The organism is Bradyrhizobium sp. 930_D9_N1_4 (assembly GCF_052076015.1).
In the GTDB taxonomy this organism is placed as follows: Bacteria; Pseudomonadota; Alphaproteobacteria; order Rhizobiales; family Xanthobacteraceae; genus Bradyrhizobium.
The window spans coordinates 4,021,020-4,039,579 of sequence record NZ_CP197236.1; the positions used below are offsets into that span (position 1 = coordinate 4,021,020).

Annotated in this window: 16 protein-coding genes; 8 read left to right on the forward strand and 8 right to left on the reverse strand. The window is 65.1% G+C overall.

Going from position 1 to position 18,560, the window contains the following annotated elements; translation table 11 throughout:
* Positions 1-287 precede the first annotated feature (287 nt).
* Both AB7532_RS18905 and AB7532_RS18910 read right to left on the reverse strand, forming a co-directional pair.
* Positions 288-1,451 carry a CmpA/NrtA family ABC transporter substrate-binding protein gene (locus AB7532_RS18905; protein WP_441236277.1) on the reverse strand — a complete coding sequence of 388 codons (1,164 nt, stop codon included), beginning with the start codon at positions 1,449-1,451 and terminating at the stop codon, positions 288-290.
* Positions 1,448-2,038 (reverse strand): ANTAR domain-containing response regulator, encoded by a 591-nt coding sequence (locus tag AB7532_RS18910; protein WP_129275551.1) that lies wholly within the window; start codon positions 2,036-2,038, stop codon positions 1,448-1,450. Before AB7532_RS18910 ends, AB7532_RS18905 begins: the two co-directional genes overlap by 4 nt.
* Positions 2,039-2,149: 111 nt before the next feature.
* Here AB7532_RS18910 and rimO point away from each other — a divergent pair, with 111 nt between their 5' ends.
* Positions 2,150-3,475, forward strand: coding sequence for a 30S ribosomal protein S12 methylthiotransferase RimO (rimO, locus tag AB7532_RS18915; RefSeq protein ID WP_441236278.1), 1,326 nt, complete (start codon positions 2,150-2,152; stop codon positions 3,473-3,475).
* 99 nt (positions 3,476-3,574) lie between these two features.
* Here rimO and AB7532_RS18920 read toward each other — a convergent pair whose 3' ends face one another.
* Positions 3,575-4,516 (reverse strand): hypothetical protein, encoded by a 942-nt coding sequence (locus AB7532_RS18920; RefSeq protein ID WP_441236279.1) that lies wholly within the window; start codon positions 4,514-4,516, stop codon positions 3,575-3,577.
* 184 nt (positions 4,517-4,700) lie between these two features.
* Here AB7532_RS18920 and AB7532_RS18925 point away from each other — a divergent pair, with 184 nt between their 5' ends.
* Positions 4,701-5,801, forward strand: coding sequence for a tetratricopeptide repeat protein (locus tag AB7532_RS18925; RefSeq protein WP_441236280.1), 1,101 nt, complete (start codon positions 4,701-4,703; stop codon positions 5,799-5,801).
* Between the two features lie 291 nt (positions 5,802-6,092).
* Complete coding sequence (locus AB7532_RS18930; RefSeq protein ID WP_441236281.1) at positions 6,093-7,283, forward strand: acetylornithine transaminase; 1,191 nt, start codon at positions 6,093-6,095, stop codon at positions 7,281-7,283.
* A gap of 127 nt (positions 7,284-7,410) precedes the next feature.
* Here AB7532_RS18930 and AB7532_RS18935 read toward each other — a convergent pair whose 3' ends face one another.
* The 3 genes from AB7532_RS18935 to pcsA all read right to left on the reverse strand — a co-directional run bounded on the left by AB7532_RS18935 (position 7,411) and on the right by pcsA (position 9,927).
* The gene (locus AB7532_RS18935; RefSeq protein WP_441236282.1) at positions 7,411-8,385 is read right to left on the reverse strand and encodes a quinone oxidoreductase family protein; all 975 of its coding nucleotides are present in this window, start codon (positions 8,383-8,385) and stop codon (positions 7,411-7,413) included.
* A gap of 94 nt (positions 8,386-8,479) precedes the next feature.
* Entirely contained in the window at positions 8,480-9,205 is a 726-nt protein-coding gene (locus tag AB7532_RS18940) for a TerC family protein (RefSeq protein ID WP_441236283.1), read from the reverse strand.
* Complete coding sequence (gene pcsA / locus AB7532_RS18945; RefSeq protein ID WP_441236284.1) at positions 9,202-9,927, reverse strand: phosphatidylcholine synthase; 726 nt, start codon at positions 9,925-9,927, stop codon at positions 9,202-9,204. The genes AB7532_RS18940 and pcsA overlap by 4 nt, the downstream gene beginning before the upstream one ends.
* A gap of 130 nt (positions 9,928-10,057) precedes the next feature.
* On the opposite strand from pcsA, the gene AB7532_RS18950 reads away from it, so the two are divergent.
* The gene (locus tag AB7532_RS18950; RefSeq protein ID WP_441239306.1) at positions 10,058-11,242 is read left to right on the forward strand and encodes a UbiH/UbiF family hydroxylase; all 1,185 of its coding nucleotides are present in this window, start codon (positions 10,058-10,060) and stop codon (positions 11,240-11,242) included.
* Here AB7532_RS18950 and AB7532_RS18955 read toward each other — a convergent pair whose 3' ends face one another.
* Positions 11,243-12,196 carry an AEC family transporter gene (locus tag AB7532_RS18955; protein WP_441236285.1) on the reverse strand — a complete coding sequence of 318 codons (954 nt, stop codon included), beginning with the start codon at positions 12,194-12,196 and terminating at the stop codon, positions 11,243-11,245.
* Positions 12,197-12,302: 106 nt separating this feature from the next.
* Here AB7532_RS18955 and hspQ point away from each other — a divergent pair, with 106 nt between their 5' ends.
* Positions 12,303-12,635: a heat shock protein HspQ gene (hspQ, locus tag AB7532_RS18960; RefSeq protein ID WP_441236286.1), complete on the forward strand. Its 333-nt coding sequence runs from the start codon at positions 12,303-12,305 to the stop codon at positions 12,633-12,635.
* 90 nt (positions 12,636-12,725) lie between these two features.
* Here hspQ and AB7532_RS18965 read toward each other — a convergent pair whose 3' ends face one another.
* Positions 12,726-13,553 carry an invasion associated locus B family protein gene (locus tag AB7532_RS18965; RefSeq protein WP_441236287.1) on the reverse strand — a complete coding sequence of 276 codons (828 nt, stop codon included), beginning with the start codon at positions 13,551-13,553 and terminating at the stop codon, positions 12,726-12,728.
* Positions 13,554-13,825: 272 nt separating this feature from the next.
* On the opposite strand from AB7532_RS18965, the gene AB7532_RS18970 reads away from it, so the two are divergent.
* The 3 genes from AB7532_RS18970 (at position 13,826) to AB7532_RS18980 (ending at position 18,505) form a co-directional block, all read left to right on the forward strand.
* Positions 13,826-15,688 (forward strand): extracellular solute-binding protein, encoded by a 1,863-nt coding sequence (locus AB7532_RS18970; protein WP_441236288.1) that lies wholly within the window; start codon positions 13,826-13,828, stop codon positions 15,686-15,688.
* A gap of 4 nt (positions 15,689-15,692) precedes the next feature.
* Positions 15,693-17,195: an AMP-binding protein gene (locus AB7532_RS18975; protein ID WP_441236289.1), complete on the forward strand. Its 1,503-nt coding sequence runs from the start codon at positions 15,693-15,695 to the stop codon at positions 17,193-17,195.
* An 86-nt stretch (positions 17,196-17,281) separates the two neighbouring features.
* Positions 17,282-18,505 carry a GGDEF domain-containing protein gene (locus AB7532_RS18980; RefSeq protein WP_441236290.1) on the forward strand — a complete coding sequence of 408 codons (1,224 nt, stop codon included), beginning with the start codon at positions 17,282-17,284 and terminating at the stop codon, positions 18,503-18,505.
* Positions 18,506-18,560 lie beyond the last annotated feature (55 nt).

Genomic DNA, 18,560 nt, shown 5'->3' on the forward strand with positions numbered 1-18,560 from the left:
ATTGCGCGACCCGCGAGGAACTTGGCTGGCTCAGGAGCCGCTTCGCCACCCACGGTCCGGTCAGCTTCGTTGCTGCGGGACTTGGCTCAGCAGGCGTCTGTGACAAGCTGGCCGCACTGCAACATACAAGTTGCGTGCCAGCTTTGACGAAATTGAAATTGAAATGAAATCAGCCGGTTAGAGGCCCTCCCCCGGAATACCGCGGGGACGGGCATCTCATGAAATTCGAGCAGACGGCCTAAAATTTAGACGATGATCGCACCCGCCCAAAGACCGTGCAGATCGAATCAGGCCTTCCAGCGCCCGACCTCGAAGGCTTCGAGATGCCCTCGAATATTGCCGGAATCGAACGTCGGTCCGGCAAATGCCCCGAATGGTGCGGGCGCCTCAGCCGGCGGCTGGCGGCCAAGCGCCGCGTCATAGAGGTCGGGCCTGAACACGGCCATCGCCGTCTTGACCCCATCCGGGCTCAGCGCCGTCTGGCCCCAGCGCACCATCTGCGCATAGAGCCACGCGGCCTGCACAGGCTCCGGGCGCTCTGCCCCTTCACGTCCGACCAGGAGGTAACGCCCGCTCTCGCGCAGCGTCCCGTCGGGCGAGATCTTCAGCCGTCCCGTGAGGGTTCGCTGAATGACTTCGGCATCGACGCCGATCCGCTCCGGCTGCGCCAGGATGTGCGCTGCCTCGGCCAGATTCGCGGGCTCCTCGATGAACGCGGCGCCCTTTACCGCCGCACGCACCAGGCTCGCGACCACGTCCGGGTGCTTGTCGGCCCAGACCTGACGGACGGCCAGAACTTTCTCTGCCGCGCGCACCAGAATGTCGGAAACGAAATGCAGGATGTGGCCGATGCCGAGATCGACTGCGACGGAATTCCAGGGCGCGCCGACGCAGAACGCATCGACGTGGCCGTTGGCGAGACTGTCCACCATGTAAGGCGGCGGCAGCACGACGAGGCGCACGTCCTCATCCGGATCGACGCCGGCCGCCGCCATCCAGAACCGCAGCTGGTAATTGTGGGTCGAGAACGGGAAGGTCATGCCGAAGGTCAGGGGATCGGCACCCGCCTTGCGACGTTTCGCAACCACCTTCGCCAGCGCCTTGGCGGTCGCGAGCGGATCGAAACGGTCGCCTTCGATCTCCTGCATCAGCGCGGCATGCAGCCCCGGCGAGACCGTGATCGCGTTGCCGTTGATACCGAGATTGAAGGGCGCTGCGATCGGCACCTTGACGTGGCCGAGTCCGAGCGAGGACGCGATGGCCACGGGCGCAAGCAGATGCGCGGCGTCGAACAGGCCGATATTGAGCTTGTCGCGGACGTTGGACCAGGAGACCTCGCGCACCAGCGTGACGTCGAGGCCTTCGGCGGCGGCAAAGCCCTTGTCCACGGCGATGATCAGCGCGGCCGCGTCGACCAGCGGAATGAACCCGATGCGAAGGGGCGCGGTCATTTCAGCATCTCCGACGCGGTGATGATCGACTGGGCGATCTCGCCGATTTTCTTCTTCTCGCGCATCGCGGTGGAGCGCAGCAGCACGTAAGCCTCATCCTCGTTGAGACCCTTGACCTTCATCAGGATGCCCTTGGCCTTCTCGATGATCTTGCGGTCCTCGAGCTGCGATTTGGTGCGCTCAAGCTCCTCCTGGAGCTTGGCGAAAGCATTGAAGCGGGACACGCAGAGGTCGAGGATCGGCTTGATGCGCTCCTTCTTCAGACCGTCGACGATATAGGCGGAGACACCCGCTTCGACGGAGGCCTGGATCGAGGATGAATCACTCTGGTCCACGAACATCGCGATCGGTCGCTTCACGGCGCGGCTGACCTGGAACATCGCCTCCAGCACGTCGCGGCTGGGGTTCTCCAGATCGATCAGGATGATGTCGGGATCGACCGCATAAATACGGGCAAGCAGGCTCTGCATCTCGCGGATATGGACGATCTGCGTGAATCCGGCCTCGCGCAACCCCTCCTCAAGGATCGCAGCCCGGATCGGGCTTTCGTCGACAATCACGATTTTAGGCGACTGTTCGGCGCTCATGTCCCACTCACGTCCGGCGGTTCATCCATAGCATGCCGGAGGGCGATGCAAAGGGTTGTAATTATGGGCAATTGGGACTAGCTCAGGCCTGTCAATCAGGCAGATTTGGATATGGATCAGACGGCTGCGCCCAAGGTCAGCTTCGTGTCGCTCGGGTGTCCCAAGGCATTGGTGGATTCCGAGCGCATCATCACGCGCCTGCGCGCCGAAGGCTATGAGCTCGCCCGCAAGCATGACGGGGCCGACATCGTCATCGTTAACACTTGTGGCTTCCTCGACAGCGCCAAGCAGGAATCGCTCTCGGCGATCGGCGAGGCCATGGCCGAGAACGGCAAGGTGATCGTGACGGGCTGCATGGGCGCCGAGCCCGAGCAGATCGAGCAGGCCTATCCCGGCGTGCTCTCCATCACCGGCCCGCAACAATATGAGAGCGTGCTGGATGCCGTGCATCGCGCGCTGCCGCCCGCCCACAATCCGCATGTCGATCTGGTGCCGCCGCAGGGCATCAAGCTGACGCCGCGCCACTACGCGTACTTGAAGATCTCCGAAGGCTGCAACAACCGCTGCACTTTCTGCATCATCCCGAAGCTGCGCGGCGACCTCGTCTCGCGTCCGGCCAATGACGTGCTGCGCGAGGCCGAGCGGCTGGTCAGTGCTGGCGTCAAGGAATTGCTGGTGATCTCGCAGGACACCTCGGCCTATGGCGTCGATCTCAAATACGCCGAGAGCCCGTGGAAGGATCGCCAGGTCCGCGCGAGATTTTTGGACCTCGCGCGCGAGCTCGGCGAATTGGGAGCCTGGGTCCGTCTGCAATACGTCTACCCCTACCCGCATGTCGACGAGGTCATCGCGCTGATGAACGAGGGCAAGGTGCTGCCCTATCTCGACATCCCGTTCCAGCATGCAAGCCCCGAGGTGCTGAAGGCGATGAAGCGCCCGGCCGCGCAGGACAAGACGCTTGCGCGCATCAAGCGCTGGCGCGAGGAATGTCCGGATCTCGCACTTCGCTCGACCTTCATTGTCGGCTTCCCCGGCGAGACCGATGCCGACTTCGCCTATCTGCTCGACTGGCTCGATGAAGCCGAGATCGATCGCCTCGGCTGCTTCAAGTACGAGCCGGTTGCCGGTGCGACGTCGAACGTGATCGAGAATCCCGTGCCGGAAGAGATCAAGCAGGAGCGCTACAACGCACTGATGGCGCGCCAGCAGAAGATCTCGGCGCGCCGTCTGAAGCGCAAGGTCGGCACGCGCCAGCAGATCATCATCGACGAGGTCGGCCCAACCGTCGCAAAAGGCCGTTCCAAGGCCGATGCGCCGGAGATCGACGGCGCGGTCTATCTGACGAGCCGCCGCCCGTTGCGCGTCGGCGAAATCGTCACCGCGAAGATCGAGCGCGCCGACCAGTACGATTTGCACGGCACCGTCGCTGGGTTCTGAGATCCTCCGTCATTGCGAGCGCAGCGAAGCAATCCAGAATCCCTCCGCGGAGACAGCCTGGATTGCTTCGCTGCGCTCGCAATGACGACGTGGATGCCGTCAGGCCAGCCATTTCGGCACCCAACGCTCGGGGCGCGGTGCACGCGTCAGATCAGCTTTTGCTTCGGCCAGCAGCGCCGGCTCGCCGTCGATGGTCGGGCGCACATCGTAATCGAAATTCGGCATGACGCGGCCGTCGGCATAGAGGCCGAATTTCATCGCGTACCACAGCCCGAGCTCGGGCTGCGCCTTCCGCATCTCCTCGCGCAGATCGCGCAGCAGGGATTCGACCGAAGCGGCTTCCTCGAACGGCTGCGGCCCGCGCGACAGCACGCGCGCCTCGTATTGCTTGCCTGATATCGCGACCTCGAAATTCGTCTTGTCGCAGGGCTTCTTGCCCTTGGGCAGATGCGCGGCCAGCCGCCATCCGAGCTCGGCCATCAGGCGGTGATTGGCCCAATATTCCTCACGGTCCCTGCTCCATTTTTCCATGAAGCCGCGGAAGTCGGGCAACTCCGACGGTGCGTCGTCGGGCGACGTTGCCTCGCCGGCCGGCTGTCCGGCGAGCCATTGCGCAAGCTCGACCGTCTGACACTCGACCTCGTCATGCGGCTTGAGATCACTCCAGGCCTTGTCGAACGCCTGCGACGTCAGCTTGGCCAGCAAGGCGTCGAGGCTCGGCGCGAGCAGCTCATGGTCGCCTTCGGAGCCCAGCCCCACGATCGGCGGATTGTCGCGATCAAGGCCTGCGCCATACCAGCCGCCGACGGCCGAGCCGTCCGGCAGCCGCATGAACAGCGAAAATCTGTCGCGCAGGGGACTGCCGTCGAAGATCGGCGCCTGATCGGAGAACTGGCCCAGCAGGGAGAAACAGCCGACGCTGCCCCAGGGCCGCCCCTTCAGCCAGACGGCGAAGTCGACCAGCAGCGGCGGCGCCTCGATACCCGGCGGAAACGCGCCGCGAATGCTGTCGAGGTCGATCGGATAAGGCGTCTCGGACAAGGTTCTAAAACTATTCTGGTGGGTCCCGTCCCTCTTGGTCTGAGCCGACATGCATTCGGTTCGAACCAAGTCGCGTTCTTCGATCACAAACGCGCTAGAGGCGCAATGGTTTCCAGCGAGCGTACGAATGAAATGCGATGAAACATCAGGAATTTTTCTAAAGCTGTCCGCGATTGGCCTCGCGATGACCCTGCTTGCGCTGTCCGCGCCGGCCGCTGCACGATCACCGTCAGCCGCGCAGGCACGCCAATGGTGCTACAGCGACGACGACGGGGGCAGCGAGGACCAGCGCATCGCCGGCTGCTCGGCCGTACTCAAGGTCGATCCCAACGATGTTCATGCGCTCGCCAATCGCGGCGAGATGCTTCGGCGAAAGGGCGAAGCCGAGCGCGCGCTGGCAGACTTCAACCGCGCCATCGATCTCAATCCCAGGCATGCCGACCTCTGGTACAATCGCGGCATCGCCTATGACGATCTCGGCGACACCGATCACGCCATTGCCGACTACACGCGCGCCATCCGGCTGAATCCGCGCGAACCGCTCTACTACAACAACCGCGGCAATTCCCTCATCGACAAGAAAGACTACGAGCGTGCGATGGCCGACTACGATCAGGCCATCAAGCTCGATCCGAAATTTGCATTGGCCTATTTCAACCGCGGCACCGCCTATCGCAACCATGGCGAGGACGACCGCGGGCTTGCGGATTTCGACCTGTCGATCAAGCTCGACCCGAACTACGGCCCGGCCTATGGCAACCGCGCGCGCATCTTCCGCGACCGCGGCGACCGCACCCGCGCACTGGCCGATTTCGCCAGATCGCTTCAGCTCAGCCCGAACAACGACCGCGACTTCTATGCGCGCGCGAACCTGTATTTCGACACGCATGATTATGCGCTGGCGCTGGAAGATTACGATCGCTCGATCAAGGCCAACGCGACCTATCCCGGCGTGTTCAATTCGCGCTGCATGACGCGCGCGATCGTCGGCCGCCTGCAAGAGGCGCTCGACGATTGCGAGCAGTCGCTGCGGATGGCTCCCAACGATCCCTACACACTGGACAGCCGCGCCCTCACCCATCTCAAGCTCGGCAATCTCGACGCGGCGATTGCCGACTACGACGCGGCGTTGAGCGCAAAGCCCGGCTACGACAGCTCGCTCTATGGCCGTGGACTTGCGAAGCGGACGAAGGGCGACAACGACGGCGCCGAACGCGACATCGCAGCCGCCAAGGCTATCAACGCCGGCATTGCCGACATGTTCGCGCATTACGGAATTGAGTGAGGAAGCGGCGCATTCGGCCTGACCGACACACGTTCGGCGGGCATCTCGCAAAACAGCCGCTTGACAAGCCCTGCCATTCGGCTGTACGGACGCGCCCCATGATCAACGCTCGGACCCATCAGCGCATCGAAATGCTCCGCCGTCGCTCCCGCGACGACGAGAGGGTGCGCCATGTCCGACGACGCCGCTGAATCACTGAATTCAGCTCCGTTTTCGCAAAGGCCGCACCCGCAAGGTGCGGCCTTTCTGCTTTTTGCGCCCCTTTTCCACCCGCCTCCAGAGGAGTTCGACATGACGACGCATCCGTATGACGCGCTGATGGACATCACTGCACGGCCCAAGGCCGTGTTCGTCCGTGGCGCGGGCTCGTACCTCTGGGACGACAGCCGCAAGCGCTATCTCGATTTCGTGCAGGGCTGGGCCGTGAACTGCCTCGGCCATTCGCCACCGGCGATCGCCGATGCCTTGACCGCGCAGGCCAAGCGGCTGCTGACGCCGAGCCCGGCGTTCTACAACGAGCCGAGCCTGAAGCTGGCCGAGGCGCTGGTCGCAAACAGCGCATTCGACCAGGTGTTCTTCGCCAATTCGGGCGGGGAGGCCAACGAGGGGGCGATCAAGCTCGCGCGCAAATTTGGCAGCCTGCACAAAGGCGGCGCGTTCGAGATCATCAGCTTCGAGGGCGGCTTCCACGGCCGAACGCTGGCGACGATGTCGGCGTCGGGCAAGAAGGCGTTTGAGCCCCTGTTCGAGCCAAAGGTTGCCGGCTTCAAGAAGGCGAAATTGAACGACATCGCCTCGGTCGAGAAGCTGATCAACGGCAACACCGTCGCCGTGATGCTCGAACCGATCCAGGGTGAATCCGGCGTGTGGCCCGCGACCGACCAGTTCCTGCAAGAGCTCCGCGCGCTGACGGAGGCGCACGGCCTGCTGCTGATTTTCGACGAGATCCAGACGGGCATGGGCCGGACCGGAAAACTCTTCCACTATGAGCACGCAGGGATAGCGCCCGACATCATGACGCTCGGCAAGGGCATCGGCGGCGGCGTGCCGCTCGCAGCGCTGCTTGCCACCGAACGCGCATCCTGTTTCGAGCACGGCGACCAGGGCGGCACGTTCAACGGCAACCCGATCATGTGTGCGGTGGGGCTTGCGGTGCTCGAGGAGGTCGGCAAGCCGGATTTCCTCAAGGCGGTCACCGAGACCGGCCTGCTGCTCGAAAGCGAGCTGCAGAAGGTTTCGGCCCGGCATGGTCTCGGCGGCGTGCGCGGACGCGGGCTGTTGCTGGCGCTCGACCTCAAGCTGCCGATCGCGCCCGGCATCGTCGCTCAGGCGTTCGAGGCCGGCGTGCTGCTCAACGCGCCGCAAGTCGACGCACTGCGCTTCATGCCGGCGCTGAACGTCACGAAGGCGGAGATCGCCGAGATGGTCGATTGTCTCGACGGGATTTTGATCAAGGCCGGCGCGGCAAGACGCGTCGCGTAAAGCCGATCTCGTGCCCCGGACACCGAGGGCGTAGGGTGGGCAAAGCGAAGCGTGCCCACCATTCAGAAATGGTGGGCACTGCGCTTCGCGCCTTTGCCCACCCTACGAGACCAACCGTGACGGAGAGTTACGGCTTCAAAATCGACGCGCCCGTGGTCTTGCGGCTTTCGAGATCGATATGCGCCTTCGCGGCATCCTTCAGCGCGTAGGCGTGGTTGATCGGCACGTGCAGCTTGCCGTTGATGACGGCGGCGAACAGCGTGTCGGCGCCTTCGAGCAGCTCCTTGCGCGTGCCGACATAGTCGTTGAGCTTCGGCCGTGTCGCAAACAGCGAGCCGTGATTGTTGAGCTCGGCGATCGAGAACGGCGGCACCGGACCTGAGGCGTTGCCGAAGGAGACGAACATGCCGCGCGGCTTCAGGCAGGACAGCGACCCCGGGAACGTCGCCTTGCCGACGCCGTCATAGACGACGTCGCAGCCCTCGTTGCGGCTGATCTGCTTGACGCGCGCGACGAAATCTTCCTCGTTGTAGAGGATGACGTGATCGCAGCCATTGGCCTCGGCGAGCTCGGCCTTTTCGCGCGAACCGACCGTGCCGATGACGTGTGCCCCGAGCGCCCTCGCCCATTGGCAGGCGAGCAAGCCGATGCCGCCGGCGGCGGCATGGATCAGCACGCGGTGATGCGGCTCGACCTTGAAGGTCTTGTGCAGGAGATACCAGACCGTCAGACCCTTCAGCATCAGCACCGCGCCCTGCTCGTGCGTGATGTGGTCGGGCAGCTTGACCAGCTTCTCCCAGGGGATGTTGCGCTCACCGGCATACGCGCCGAGATTGTGGTAATAGGCGACGCGGTCGCCGGGATGGAAATGCGTCACGCCCGGCCCGACCGCGACCACCTCGCCCGAGGCCTCGTTGCCGGCGATGAAGGGCAGCCCCGGCGCCTTGTAGAGCCCGGCGCGATAGTAGACGTCGATGAAGTTCAGGCCAACCGCATGCTGGCGGATGCGCACCTCGCCGGGGCCAGGCGCCGGCACGTCGACGCTCTCATAGACCAGGGCCTCGGGGCCTCCGACCTTGTGCACACGGACGGCTTTGGTCATCACCTGACCTCCTCTTCTCCAGGGCCAGCGAAAGACATCGCGCCCACCTTGTCAACTCGACGCAAGCTGGAACGCCAGGCGGACGGCTTGCCAATTATCTTGCCCGCTTCCTGCGGTTGCGCTTGGCCAGCACGTTGAAGAATTCCACCGCCGCCGAGAACGCAATTGCGAAATAGATGTAGCCGCGCGGGATGTGGAAGTGCAGTCCGTCCGCAACCAGCGCAACGCCGATCAGCACAAGGAAGGCGAGTGCCAGCATCTTGGTGGTCGGATGCTCCGCAACGAAGCGCGACACCGGACCCGACGAGATATACATGATCAGGCAGGCGATCACGACGGCCGCGATCATGATCTCGATGTCCTGCGCCATGCCGATCGCGGTGATGATCGAGTCCAGCGAGAACACGATGTCGACGATGATGATCTGGACGATCACCCAGAAGAACGCGTTGCCGCCGGACTTCTCGCTGCCCTCGCCCTCATCGGCTTCGACCTCGGCGTGGATCTCGTGCGTCGCCTTCGCCATCAGGAACAGGCCGCCGCCGATCAGGATCAGGTCGCGCCACGACAAATCGTAGCCCGCGACCGACAAGACCGGTGCGGTCAGGCCGATCAGCCAGACCAGCAGGCTGAGCAGAATGATGCGGAAGATCAGCGCCAGCGCCAGCCCGATCTGGCGGGCGCGATGCGCCTGCTTCTCGGGGATGCGGGAGACGATCACCGACAGGAAGATGACGTTGTCGATGCCGAGCACGATCTCGAGCGCGGTCAAGGTGAGCAGCGCGGCCCAGGCTTCAGGACTCGTGAGGAGGTGCATCATGCGAAGAATCTTGCCAGGCGGATCATTGCGTCGCTGAAGCTGATCCAGAGCGCGATGGCACAGAGCGCGATGGTCACGGCCGTTCCGGCGTGGAAATCCGTCTTCAGAGCGTAGAAGGCGAGCAGCCCCCAGATCACGACGAGCGACATCGTCAGCCAGCGCAGCCGTACGACGCGGACCGGGTGCAGCACGTGGAACGGCACGAAGGTCAGCACCACCAGGGCCGCGACCAGCAACGTCGACCACAGCGGCGGCCAGTGCAGCAAGAAGAGGTAGAAAGCGGCCGCATTCCACAGCGCCGGAAAGCCGCGAAAATGATTGTCGTCGGCCTTCATGCGCAGATCGGCAAAATACAACGCGCTGGTGACGATGATGGCGACGCCGAGCAGCGGGGCTGCGACCGGCAGCAGCAGGCCGCTGGCGACGATGGCATAGGCCGGCACGAACACATAGGTGAGGAAGTCGACCACGAGGTCGAGCACGTCGCCCGACCAGTTCGGCTGCACATTCTTGACGTCCAGCCTTCGCGCGATCGGTCCGTCGATCGCGTCGATGATCAGGGCGATGCCCAGCCATCCAAACATCGCCACCCAGTGCTCGCGCACGGCCTCCAGCATCGCCAACAGCGCGATGGCCGCGCCGAACGCGGTGAAGATGTGCACCGAGAAGGCCGCGGCGCGGATCGCCGGTCTGGGCTTCAGGGAATCCTCGTGGGTATCCATGGCTTCTGCTATCAGAACGGGACCGGTTTGCACACAAGCCATTGCGGCGCCCGGTCGCACAATTCGCCATAAAATCAGGGAAATATAGATGGGCTTGAATTTGCCGCAGGCCGTGTCAAATGTCGGTCCCATGACAGAGGCAACGACACTTTTTGACGCGGCCGTGATCGGCGGCGGGCCGGCGGGATTGGCCGCGGCCATCGCGCTGGCACAGGGCGGCGCGCGGACCGCGCTGGTGGCCCGGCGCGTGCCCTATGCCGACAATCGCACCACCGCGCTGTTAGGCGCCTCCGTCGATCTGCTGGAGAGCCTCGACGTCTGGCCGCGCTGCAAAGACAAGGCGGCCGCGCTCGAAGTCATGCGGCTCGTCGATGACACCCGCCGGCTGGTCCGCGCGCCGGAGGTCCGGTTCTCCTGTCACGAGATCGGGCTCGATGCCTTCGGCTACAACATCGACAACCGCTCGCTGATGCTGGCGCTGGAAGAACGTGCCGCCGAATTGCCCAACCTCGTCCGTTTCGACGACGAGGCGGAGAATGTCTTGATCGAAGCCGACGACGTCGCGATCCGCACGGCGTCTGCGCAATTCCTCACGGCCCGGCTCGTGGTCGGCGCCGACGGCCGGCATTCGCTGTGCCGTCAGGCCGCCGGCATCGAGGTGACGCGGCGCGAGCTGACGCAGACCGCGCTGACCTTCAACGTCGGCCATTCGCGGCCGCATCGCAATGTCTCGACCGAGTTCCACACGCCACATGGCCCTTGCGTGTTCGTGCCCCTGCCCGGCGACCGCTCCAGCATCGTCTGGGTCTCGGCGCCCGCGGAAGCCGAGCGGCTGCGCGCCCTGAGCGATGCGGAACTGTCCGCCGCGATCGAGAAGCAGTCGCATTCCATTTTGGGACGCATGAGCGTCGAGCCCGGACGCAGCCTGTTCCCGCTGGCGATCGAGCGTCCCAAGTCGTTCGGCCGCGACCGCATCGCGCTGGTCGGCGAAGCCGCCCATGTGGTCCCACCGATCGGCGCCCAAGGCCTCAATCTCGGTTTGCGCGATGCCGCCGACATCGCCCGGTTCGCGGGCGAGGCCCTCGCGTCCAGCCAGGATCCCGGCGCGGACGAGGTGCTGAAGCGCTACGACCGGGCGCGGCGGCCGGACATTCTGAGCCGGACTTTTGCGATCGACATCGCCAACCGTTCCCTGCTCAGCGATTTCCTGCCGCTTCAGCCGGTCCGTGCCGTCGGCATGCACCTGCTCGGCGCCATCGGCCCGCTCCGGCGTTTCGCCATGCGCGAGGGCCTGACGCCGACCTGGCGGAAGTAGCTACGGAAACGCCAGCCGGCCGGTCTGGATCGCCCACATCACGCTGGTCAGCGTGACGACCGACGCAAAGGTCCCGAGCAGCACCGCGACAGAGGCGGATTCGATCCAGGCGTCGTTCTGCCGGGCGATGACGAACACGTTCAGCGCCGGCGGCAGCGAGGCCATCAGCACGGCGGTCGCAGCCCAGGGCTGCGCGAACGGGCCGAATGCCAGCATCAGGCCGAACGCTGCGAGCGGATGAAACAGCAACTTCACCGCGATCACGCCTGGCACCTCCCAGGGAACGCGATCGAATGGACGCAGCGCCACGGTCACGCCGAGCACGAACAGCGCGGTCGGCGCAGCCGCGTTCTGGAGGAAGGTGATGGTGCGGTCGAGCGCGACGGGCATCTCGATATGCAGCGATGCGAAGGCCGCACCAAAGACGGCCGACATGATCAGCGGATTCAGCACGATCTGCTTCAGCACGACGGCAAAGGCGTGAACGATCGAGGGATGGTCGCGGTCCGAGAGCTCGATCAGCAGCGGCACGATGGTGAACAAAAAGATGCTGTCACAGCAGAAGATCAACGCGGTCGGCGCTGACGCCTTGGTCCCGAGCACGGCGAGCGCCAGCCCCGGCCCCATGTAGCCGATATTGCCGTAGCCACCGGAGAGGCCCGCAAGCGTCGCCTCGCGCAGCGTCAGCCGTCCCAGAACCTTGCCGACGACCAGCGCCAGGGTGAATGCCGCAACCGTCGCAAGCGTGGTCGCGATCAGGAATGGCGGGTTGTTCAATTCCGAAAACGGCGTCTTCGACATGATCGCAAACAGCAGCGCCGGCAGCGACACATAGAGCAGGAAGAAGTTCATCCAGGCGAGGCCTGATTCCGGCAGCGATTTGGCCTTGCCGCACGCAAAACCGACGAAGATCAAGCCGAAATAAGGTAGAGCCAGATTGAGGATATCGACCATTGCTGAAGTGTTTTCTGAAGATTTGGGGGCTATCTGCCCCGCAACCGCGGGTTAATTCCAGATGAGGGCACTAGCATCGGCCACAATCCTGGTCTATCGACGGGGGATGATTAAAACGCGGACCGCGAAATTCCAGATCGGACAGGTCGTTCGCCACCGGATATTCTCGTTCCGGGGGGTGATCTTCGACATCGATCCGGAATTTAACAACACCGAGGAGTGGTGGTTGTCGATCCCCGAGGAGGTACGGCCTCACAAGGACCAGCCGTTCTACCACCTGCTCGCGGAGAACGCGGAGTCCGAGTACGTCGCCTACGTGTCCGAGCAGAACCTGTTGCCCGACGAGTCCGGCGAGCCGGTCCGGCATTCCCAGGTCGCCGAGATCTTCATCAAGAACAAGGACGGCGGTTATCGTCCGCGCAATCCGTCGCTGAACTGAAATAGCTGAACTGCATTTCGCCGCTGGTCAGCGGCCAATAAAAAAGGCGCTCGGATGAGCGCCTTTTTCATGTCCGGGATCTGGCCCCGATTACTTCTGAGCCGCCGGCGGTGCGCCGGGCGCGCCACCCTGCTGCTCGAGCTTCTTGCGCTGCTCGTCAGCCTTCTTCTGAAGCTCTTCCTGGAGCTTCTTCTGGGTTTCCTCGAACACCTTCGGATCGGTCGGCGGACCGTCATAGGCCTTCTGGAATTCGCCGGCGAGCGGCAGCGGCAGCGTCAGCGGCGCGCCATTGGCATTGATCGCCTGGACAACGAGATTCTGGCCCTTCTTCATCGAATTGATGAACTCGGGCGTGGCCTCGTAGTCCGACATGCAGCCGTTCTGGAAGCAGATCACATACGGCTGCTGCAGCGGCGCGTTGTTGTCCACAATGATGCGGGTGCCGTGCACGAGCTGCATGCCGAGCGGCAGCGTCACGCGCAGGATCTTCTTCGGCTCGCCTTCCGGCTCGATGATGACGGCGGCGATGACCGGCTGGCCCGATTCGATGCGGCCGTCCTTGCCGGTGAAGCACACCTGCTTGGCGTTGGCGTCCTGGCCCTTGAGGCAGAACTTGGTCCAGGGAGCGTAGATCAGCTGAATCTGCTGATCGGCCGGCTGGGCCGCGCCCTGCTGTGCCGGAGCGCCTGCGGCGGGAGGCTGCTGGGCTGGGGCCTGAGCGGCGGGCGCCGGAGCCTTGGGGGCAGCCTTGGGAGCGGCTTTCGGGGCCGGAGCTGCCTTGGGCGCGGCGGGCGCGCCAGGAGCCGGCGCCGGGGTCTGGGCCTCAGCGACAAACGGGACGGCCAACACCGTCGCCGCCAACAAGGCGACAAGTCGCCCGCGCGGCCGTACGGACGCGGCCAAGTAACGGAAATTCATTGCGGAAAACCCTTTCTGAACGGGAAGTGCCCGAACCGCTCCGAAGCGCCGAACCTGGCCGTCTTGGGCGCGGCTCTCTCCCCGCCAAATGAGGCGGATAAGTGACGGGCTCGACGCACTTGCGCGATTGCGTGCCTTCTTAACGTGGCCGACGAAAAGATCAATGCCGACAACCGTCTTTGACCACACCGTGAACCGCTCTCCGGCTGCGCTCCGCAAAATTGCCTGTGATAAGATTCAGGACCCGCCGGTCCTCGAATCAACGTGTGCCGATGTTCATGTTCCAGCGCCTGCTCGAGGGCGCTCTTGAGAGGTTTGGCGTCCGCCTCTGCGTCCTCGGCTTTGCATTGGCCCTGGCTGCCGGGATTCCAGCGAGCGGCGCACGCGCCGAGGAAGCCCATGCGATCGCGATGCACGGCAAGCCGGCACTGCCGGCCGACTTCACGCACATGCCCTACAGCAATCCCGATGCGCCCAAGGGCGGCCGGCTGGTCTGGGGCATTCTCGGGACCTTCGACAGCCTCAATCCATTCATCGTCAAGGGATTGGCGGTGCAGCCGATCCGCAATTACGTGGTCGAGAGCCTGCTCGCCCGTGGCCAGGACGAGCCGTTTACGCTCTATGGCCTGCTCGCCAGGACCGTCGAGACCGACGACGAGCGCAGCCATGTCACCTTCCGCCTCGATCCCCGCGCCCGCTTCTCCGACGGCAAGCCGGTCACGGCCGAGGACGTGCTGTTCTCCTGGCAGTTGCTCCGCGACCACGGCCGCCCCAACCACCGGCAATACTATGCCAAGGTCGCCAAGGCCGAGGCGAGCGATCCCCTCACCGTCCGCTTCGACCTCACCGGCGCCAACGACCGCGAACTGCCGCTGATCCTCGGTTTGATGCCGATCCTGCCGAAGCACGCGGTCGACGTCGCGACCTTCGAGGAGACGACGCTGACCGCACCGCTCGCATCGGGTCCCTATCGCGTCACGGCGGTGAAGGCCGGCGCCAGCGTGACCCTGACCCGCAATCCCGATTATTGGGGCCGCGATCTCGCTATCAATCGCGGGCTCTACAATTTCGACGAGGTCAGGCTCGACTATTTTCGCGAAGCCAACGGCCAGTTCGAGGCCTTCAAGCGCGGCCTCTATGATTTTCGCGTCGAGCACGAGCCGCTGCGCTGGCACGAGGGCTACGACTTTCCAGCCGCCAGAAGCGGCGAAGTGATCCGCGACACCGTCAAGCCCGGCGTGCCGCAACCGTCCGAATTCCTGGTGTTCAACACGCGGCGGCCGATCTTCGCCGACGTCCGCGTGCGCCGGGCGCTGACGCTTCTGTTCGATTTCGAGCTGGTCAACCGCAACTACTTCTTCGGACTCTATGCGCGCGTCGCCGGCTATTTTGCGGGCTCCGATCTCTCGGCCTATGGGCGGTCCGCCGATGCGCGCGAGCGCGAGCTGTTGAAGCCCTTTGCCGCGCAGATCCCGCCGGACATCATGGACGGCAGCTACCGCCTGCCGGTGACCGACGGATCGGGCCGCGACCGGACCACGCTGCGCGCTGCGCTGAAACTGTTGTCCGACGCGGGCTACGATCTCGACGGCACCGTGCTGCGCAATCGCAAGACGAAGGCGCCTTTCACCTTCGAGATGCTGGTGACGACGCGCGACCAGGAGCGCATTGCGCTGGCGTTCCAGCGCGACCTCAAGCGCGCCGGCATCGAGGTCAGCGTGCGTGCGGTCGATCCCGTGCAGTTCGACCAGCGCCGGCTCGCCTACGAGTTCGACATGATCCAGAACCGCTGGGACCAGTCGCTCTCGCCCGGCAACGAGCAGTCTTTCTATTGGGGCAGCGCCGCCGCCGACAATCCCGGGACCCGCAACTACATGGGCGCCAAAGATCCCGCGGTCGACGCCATGATCGGCGCCCTGCTCGAGGCCCGTGATCATACGGCCTTCGTCTCGTCGGTGCGGGCGCTCGACCGCGCCTTGATCGCCGGTTTCTATACAATCCCCCTGTTTAACGTATCCGAGCAATGGATCGCGCGCTGGAATCGGATAGAACGGCCAAAGGCCACCGCGCTGTCCGGCTATCTGCCGGAGACCTGGTGGTCGAAGGGGCAGCCGCAAGCCCCGCAAGCAAAGTGACGCCGTGAATCAGCCAGCCGTATCGCCGACGCTCGACACGCTGTTTCAGCGCACGCTGATGCGGCAGCCGCACGCCCCCGCTTTGCTCGATCCCATCAACAAGGCCCGCATCACCGGCCACCAGCCGCGGCGGATGAGCTATGCCGAGGCCGATACCGCCATCGAGGCGCTGTCGGCCCATTTCGTCGAATCGGGCCTGCCGGCCAATTCCGTCATCGCGATCCAGCTCCCGAATACGGTCGAGTTCGTGCTGACGGTGCTCGCCGCCCATCGCGCCGGCCTCGTCGTCGCCGTGCTGCCGTTGCTGTGGCGGCATGCGGAACTGACCGCCGCGCTCAACCGCACCGCGGCGCGCGCCATCGTCACCATGAGCAAAGTCGACGGCGTCAGCTATGCCGACCTGGCGATGCATGCGGCGGCCGAGGCCTTCTCGATCCGTTACGTCTGCGGCTTCGGAGGCGACCTGCCCGAGGGCATGGCCTCGCTCGACGACGTGCTGGACCGTCCACCCGGCACCGCCCGCGCCGTGATCCAGGACGGTCGCAAGGCGGCGATGATCTCCTTTGACGTCACCGCGGAAGGCTTTCGCCCGGTGCCGCGGCCGCATTTCAGCCTGATCGCCGGCGGGCTCGCGATGTCGCTCGAAGCCGACGTCAAGCAAGGCGCCACCGTCATGGCGGCGTTCACGCCGATGTCGTTCGCGGGGCTCGCCTCCTCGCTCGCGGTGTGGCTGCTGTCCGGCGGCGCGCTGGCACTGCACCATCCGTTCGAGAACGACGTGCTGGAGCAGCAGATCAACGAGCACGAATGCGAGGTGCTGATCGCCCCCGCCCAGCTCGCGCTGCGGCTTGGTGATTCCGGCCTCGCGGCGCGAATGCCGACCTTGCGCAATGTCATCGGCCTCTGGCGCGCGCCCGAGCAGGTCGCCACGAGCGAGGCCTGGACCGCGCCGCATGCGCCGCTGACCGACGTCTATCTGTTCGGCGAGGCCGGACTGTTCGGCGCCCGCCGTGGTGAGAACGGCATGCCTGTGCCTGTCTTGCCCGGGGCGCACGGCGCCCCGCGCGAGCAGTCGGGATCCTCCATCGCGGGCGAGATCCTGCTGACGCCGAAGGGCACGCTCGGCCTGCGTGGCGCCATGGTGCCGATCGCGGCCTACGCGCCGCCGCAACCGGCCGGCGATACGCTCATCGCGCAGCCGCCGCGCGACTATGTCGATACCGGCTATGCCGCACGGCTCGACCGTCCGAGCGGCGCGATCTGCATCACCGCGCCGCCCTCCGGCATCATGGCCGTCGGCGGCTATCGCTTTCTCTCCAACGACCTCCAGGAATGGGCGCGGCGGCTCGGCCAGGGAGCCCTGCTCACCGCGCTGCCGGACCGGCTTTCAGGTCACCGGCTGGCAGGGAGGGCCCAGGACAATGCCCGTGCCCGCGAGGCGCTCAGCGAGCTCGGGCTTAACCCGCTGATGGTCGAGGCTTTTCGCGACCGCTCCGGGCCGGTCTAGGCGCAGTTTCGACGTAGACATTGACGCTGCATTAAGGCGACCGGACTAGATTGCGCAGCATCTGTCGCGTGATCAGAGTTTCCTTGATGTCCCAGGCGGGCCCGATCCTGTTTGTGTCCAATGCCGAGCGGCCGCCCTTCATTGCGGCGCTGGACGAGGCCCGGCTGTTCCCCGTGGTCGACACCGATTGGGCCGGCGCGGCGCATGCGGTCGAGCAGGTGCAGCCGGCCGCGGTTCTCGCTGCGATGCATCCCGGGCATGAACCGCATCTGGCGCCGCTCGCCAGGAAGATCGCGGGCCAATCGCCCTACCTGCCCTTCGTGGCGCTGGACGCGGCGGGGATGCTGCCGCACAACGCCCTGCCCTTTTCCTCGCGCGGCGGCAATTCCGATCGCCTGATCGCGCGGCTCCGCGCCGCGCTGCGCGTCCGCACCCTTCATGCGACCGTGCTGCGCCGGCTGCCCGAGGTGACGGTCGCACTGCCGGAAGGCGATCCCGCACGCGACGCCAGCGTGCTCCTGATCGGCCGCGGCGCGGCCTATCCTGCGCTCTCCGTGACCCTCGGCGAACGCGTTGGCGTCGTCGGCGCGCTCTCGATCGAGGCCGCCGCGAAACATCTCAACACCCGCGACCTCGACGGCGTCGTGCTCGCCGAAGGTTTCACCCCGCGCGTCACCGATGCGTTCCTCACGGTGCTCGCCGAGGACACCCGCTTCCGCACGCTTCCTGTGATCGTCACCGCACATCAGCTGACGCAGACTTACGACCTGCCCAATCTCGAGCTGATCCCGGGCGAACCGGCGAAGATTGCCGCCAATGCACTGCCACTGATCCGCCAGCACGCGATGGAAGCGCAACTGAGCCGCACGCTGCGCTCGATCGACGCCGGCGGCTGGCTCGATCCACGCAGCGGCCTGCTCACAGTCGAAGCCTTCGCCAGCGATTTCGCCAAGGCGGTCGAGCAGACGCTGGCCCGCGGCGGCGGCCTCTCGGTCGCACGTTTCGCATTCGACCCCGGCAACTCCCGCGCCCAGCTGGACGCCGCGCGTATTCTCAGCCGCCTGATGCGGCAGATGGATTTTGGCGCGGCGCAGAAGGACGGCTCGGTGATCGTCGTGTTCGCGGAGACCGACTTCCGCACGGCCCATATGATCGCGCGCCGCCTGTCGGCGGTGATGCGGCACACCTCCAACGGCAAGCACGAGATGCGCAGCGATCCCGTCGTCAGCGTGGACGCGCTGTCGCCATCGGATACGGCACGCTCACTGCTGGCGCGGCTGTCGGCGGATGCGTCAAGGGCGGCGTCGTAACCACAACCTAGCTGCCATAGGGAGGGCAAAGGCGCGCAGCGCCGTGCCCACCATT

Coding starts and splice junctions, on each gene's coding strand:
- AB7532_RS18980 (WP_441236290.1), top strand. CDS start 17,282: ATGTCCCAGGCGGGCCCGATCCTGTTTGTGTCCAATGCCGAGCGGCCG.
- pcsA (WP_441236284.1), bottom strand. CDS start 9,927: ATGGATACCCACGAGGATTCCCTGAAGCCCAGACCGGCGATCCGCGCC.
- AB7532_RS18905 (WP_441236277.1), bottom strand. CDS start 1,451: ATGACCGCGCCCCTTCGCATCGGGTTCATTCCGCTGGTCGACGCGGCC.
- AB7532_RS18950 (WP_441239306.1), top strand. CDS start 10,058: ATGACAGAGGCAACGACACTTTTTGACGCGGCCGTGATCGGCGGCGGG.
- AB7532_RS18925 (WP_441236280.1), top strand. CDS start 4,701: ATGACCCTGCTTGCGCTGTCCGCGCCGGCCGCTGCACGATCACCGTCA.
- rimO (WP_441236278.1), top strand. CDS start 2,150: ATGGATCAGACGGCTGCGCCCAAGGTCAGCTTCGTGTCGCTCGGGTGT.
- AB7532_RS18930 (WP_441236281.1), top strand. CDS start 6,093: ATGACGACGCATCCGTATGACGCGCTGATGGACATCACTGCACGGCCC.
- AB7532_RS18965 (WP_441236287.1), bottom strand. CDS start 13,553: ATGAATTTCCGTTACTTGGCCGCGTCCGTACGGCCGCGCGGGCGACTT.
- AB7532_RS18940 (WP_441236283.1), bottom strand. CDS start 9,205: ATGATGCACCTCCTCACGAGTCCTGAAGCCTGGGCCGCGCTGCTCACC.
- AB7532_RS18955 (WP_441236285.1), bottom strand. CDS start 12,196: ATGGTCGATATCCTCAATCTGGCTCTACCTTATTTCGGCTTGATCTTC.
- AB7532_RS18910 (WP_129275551.1), bottom strand. CDS start 2,038: ATGAGCGCCGAACAGTCGCCTAAAATCGTGATTGTCGACGAAAGCCCG.
- hspQ (WP_441236286.1), top strand. CDS start 12,303: ATGATTAAAACGCGGACCGCGAAATTCCAGATCGGACAGGTCGTTCGC.
- AB7532_RS18970 (WP_441236288.1), top strand. CDS start 13,826: ATGTTCATGTTCCAGCGCCTGCTCGAGGGCGCTCTTGAGAGGTTTGGC.
- AB7532_RS18935 (WP_441236282.1), bottom strand. CDS start 8,385: ATGACCAAAGCCGTCCGTGTGCACAAGGTCGGAGGCCCCGAGGCCCTG.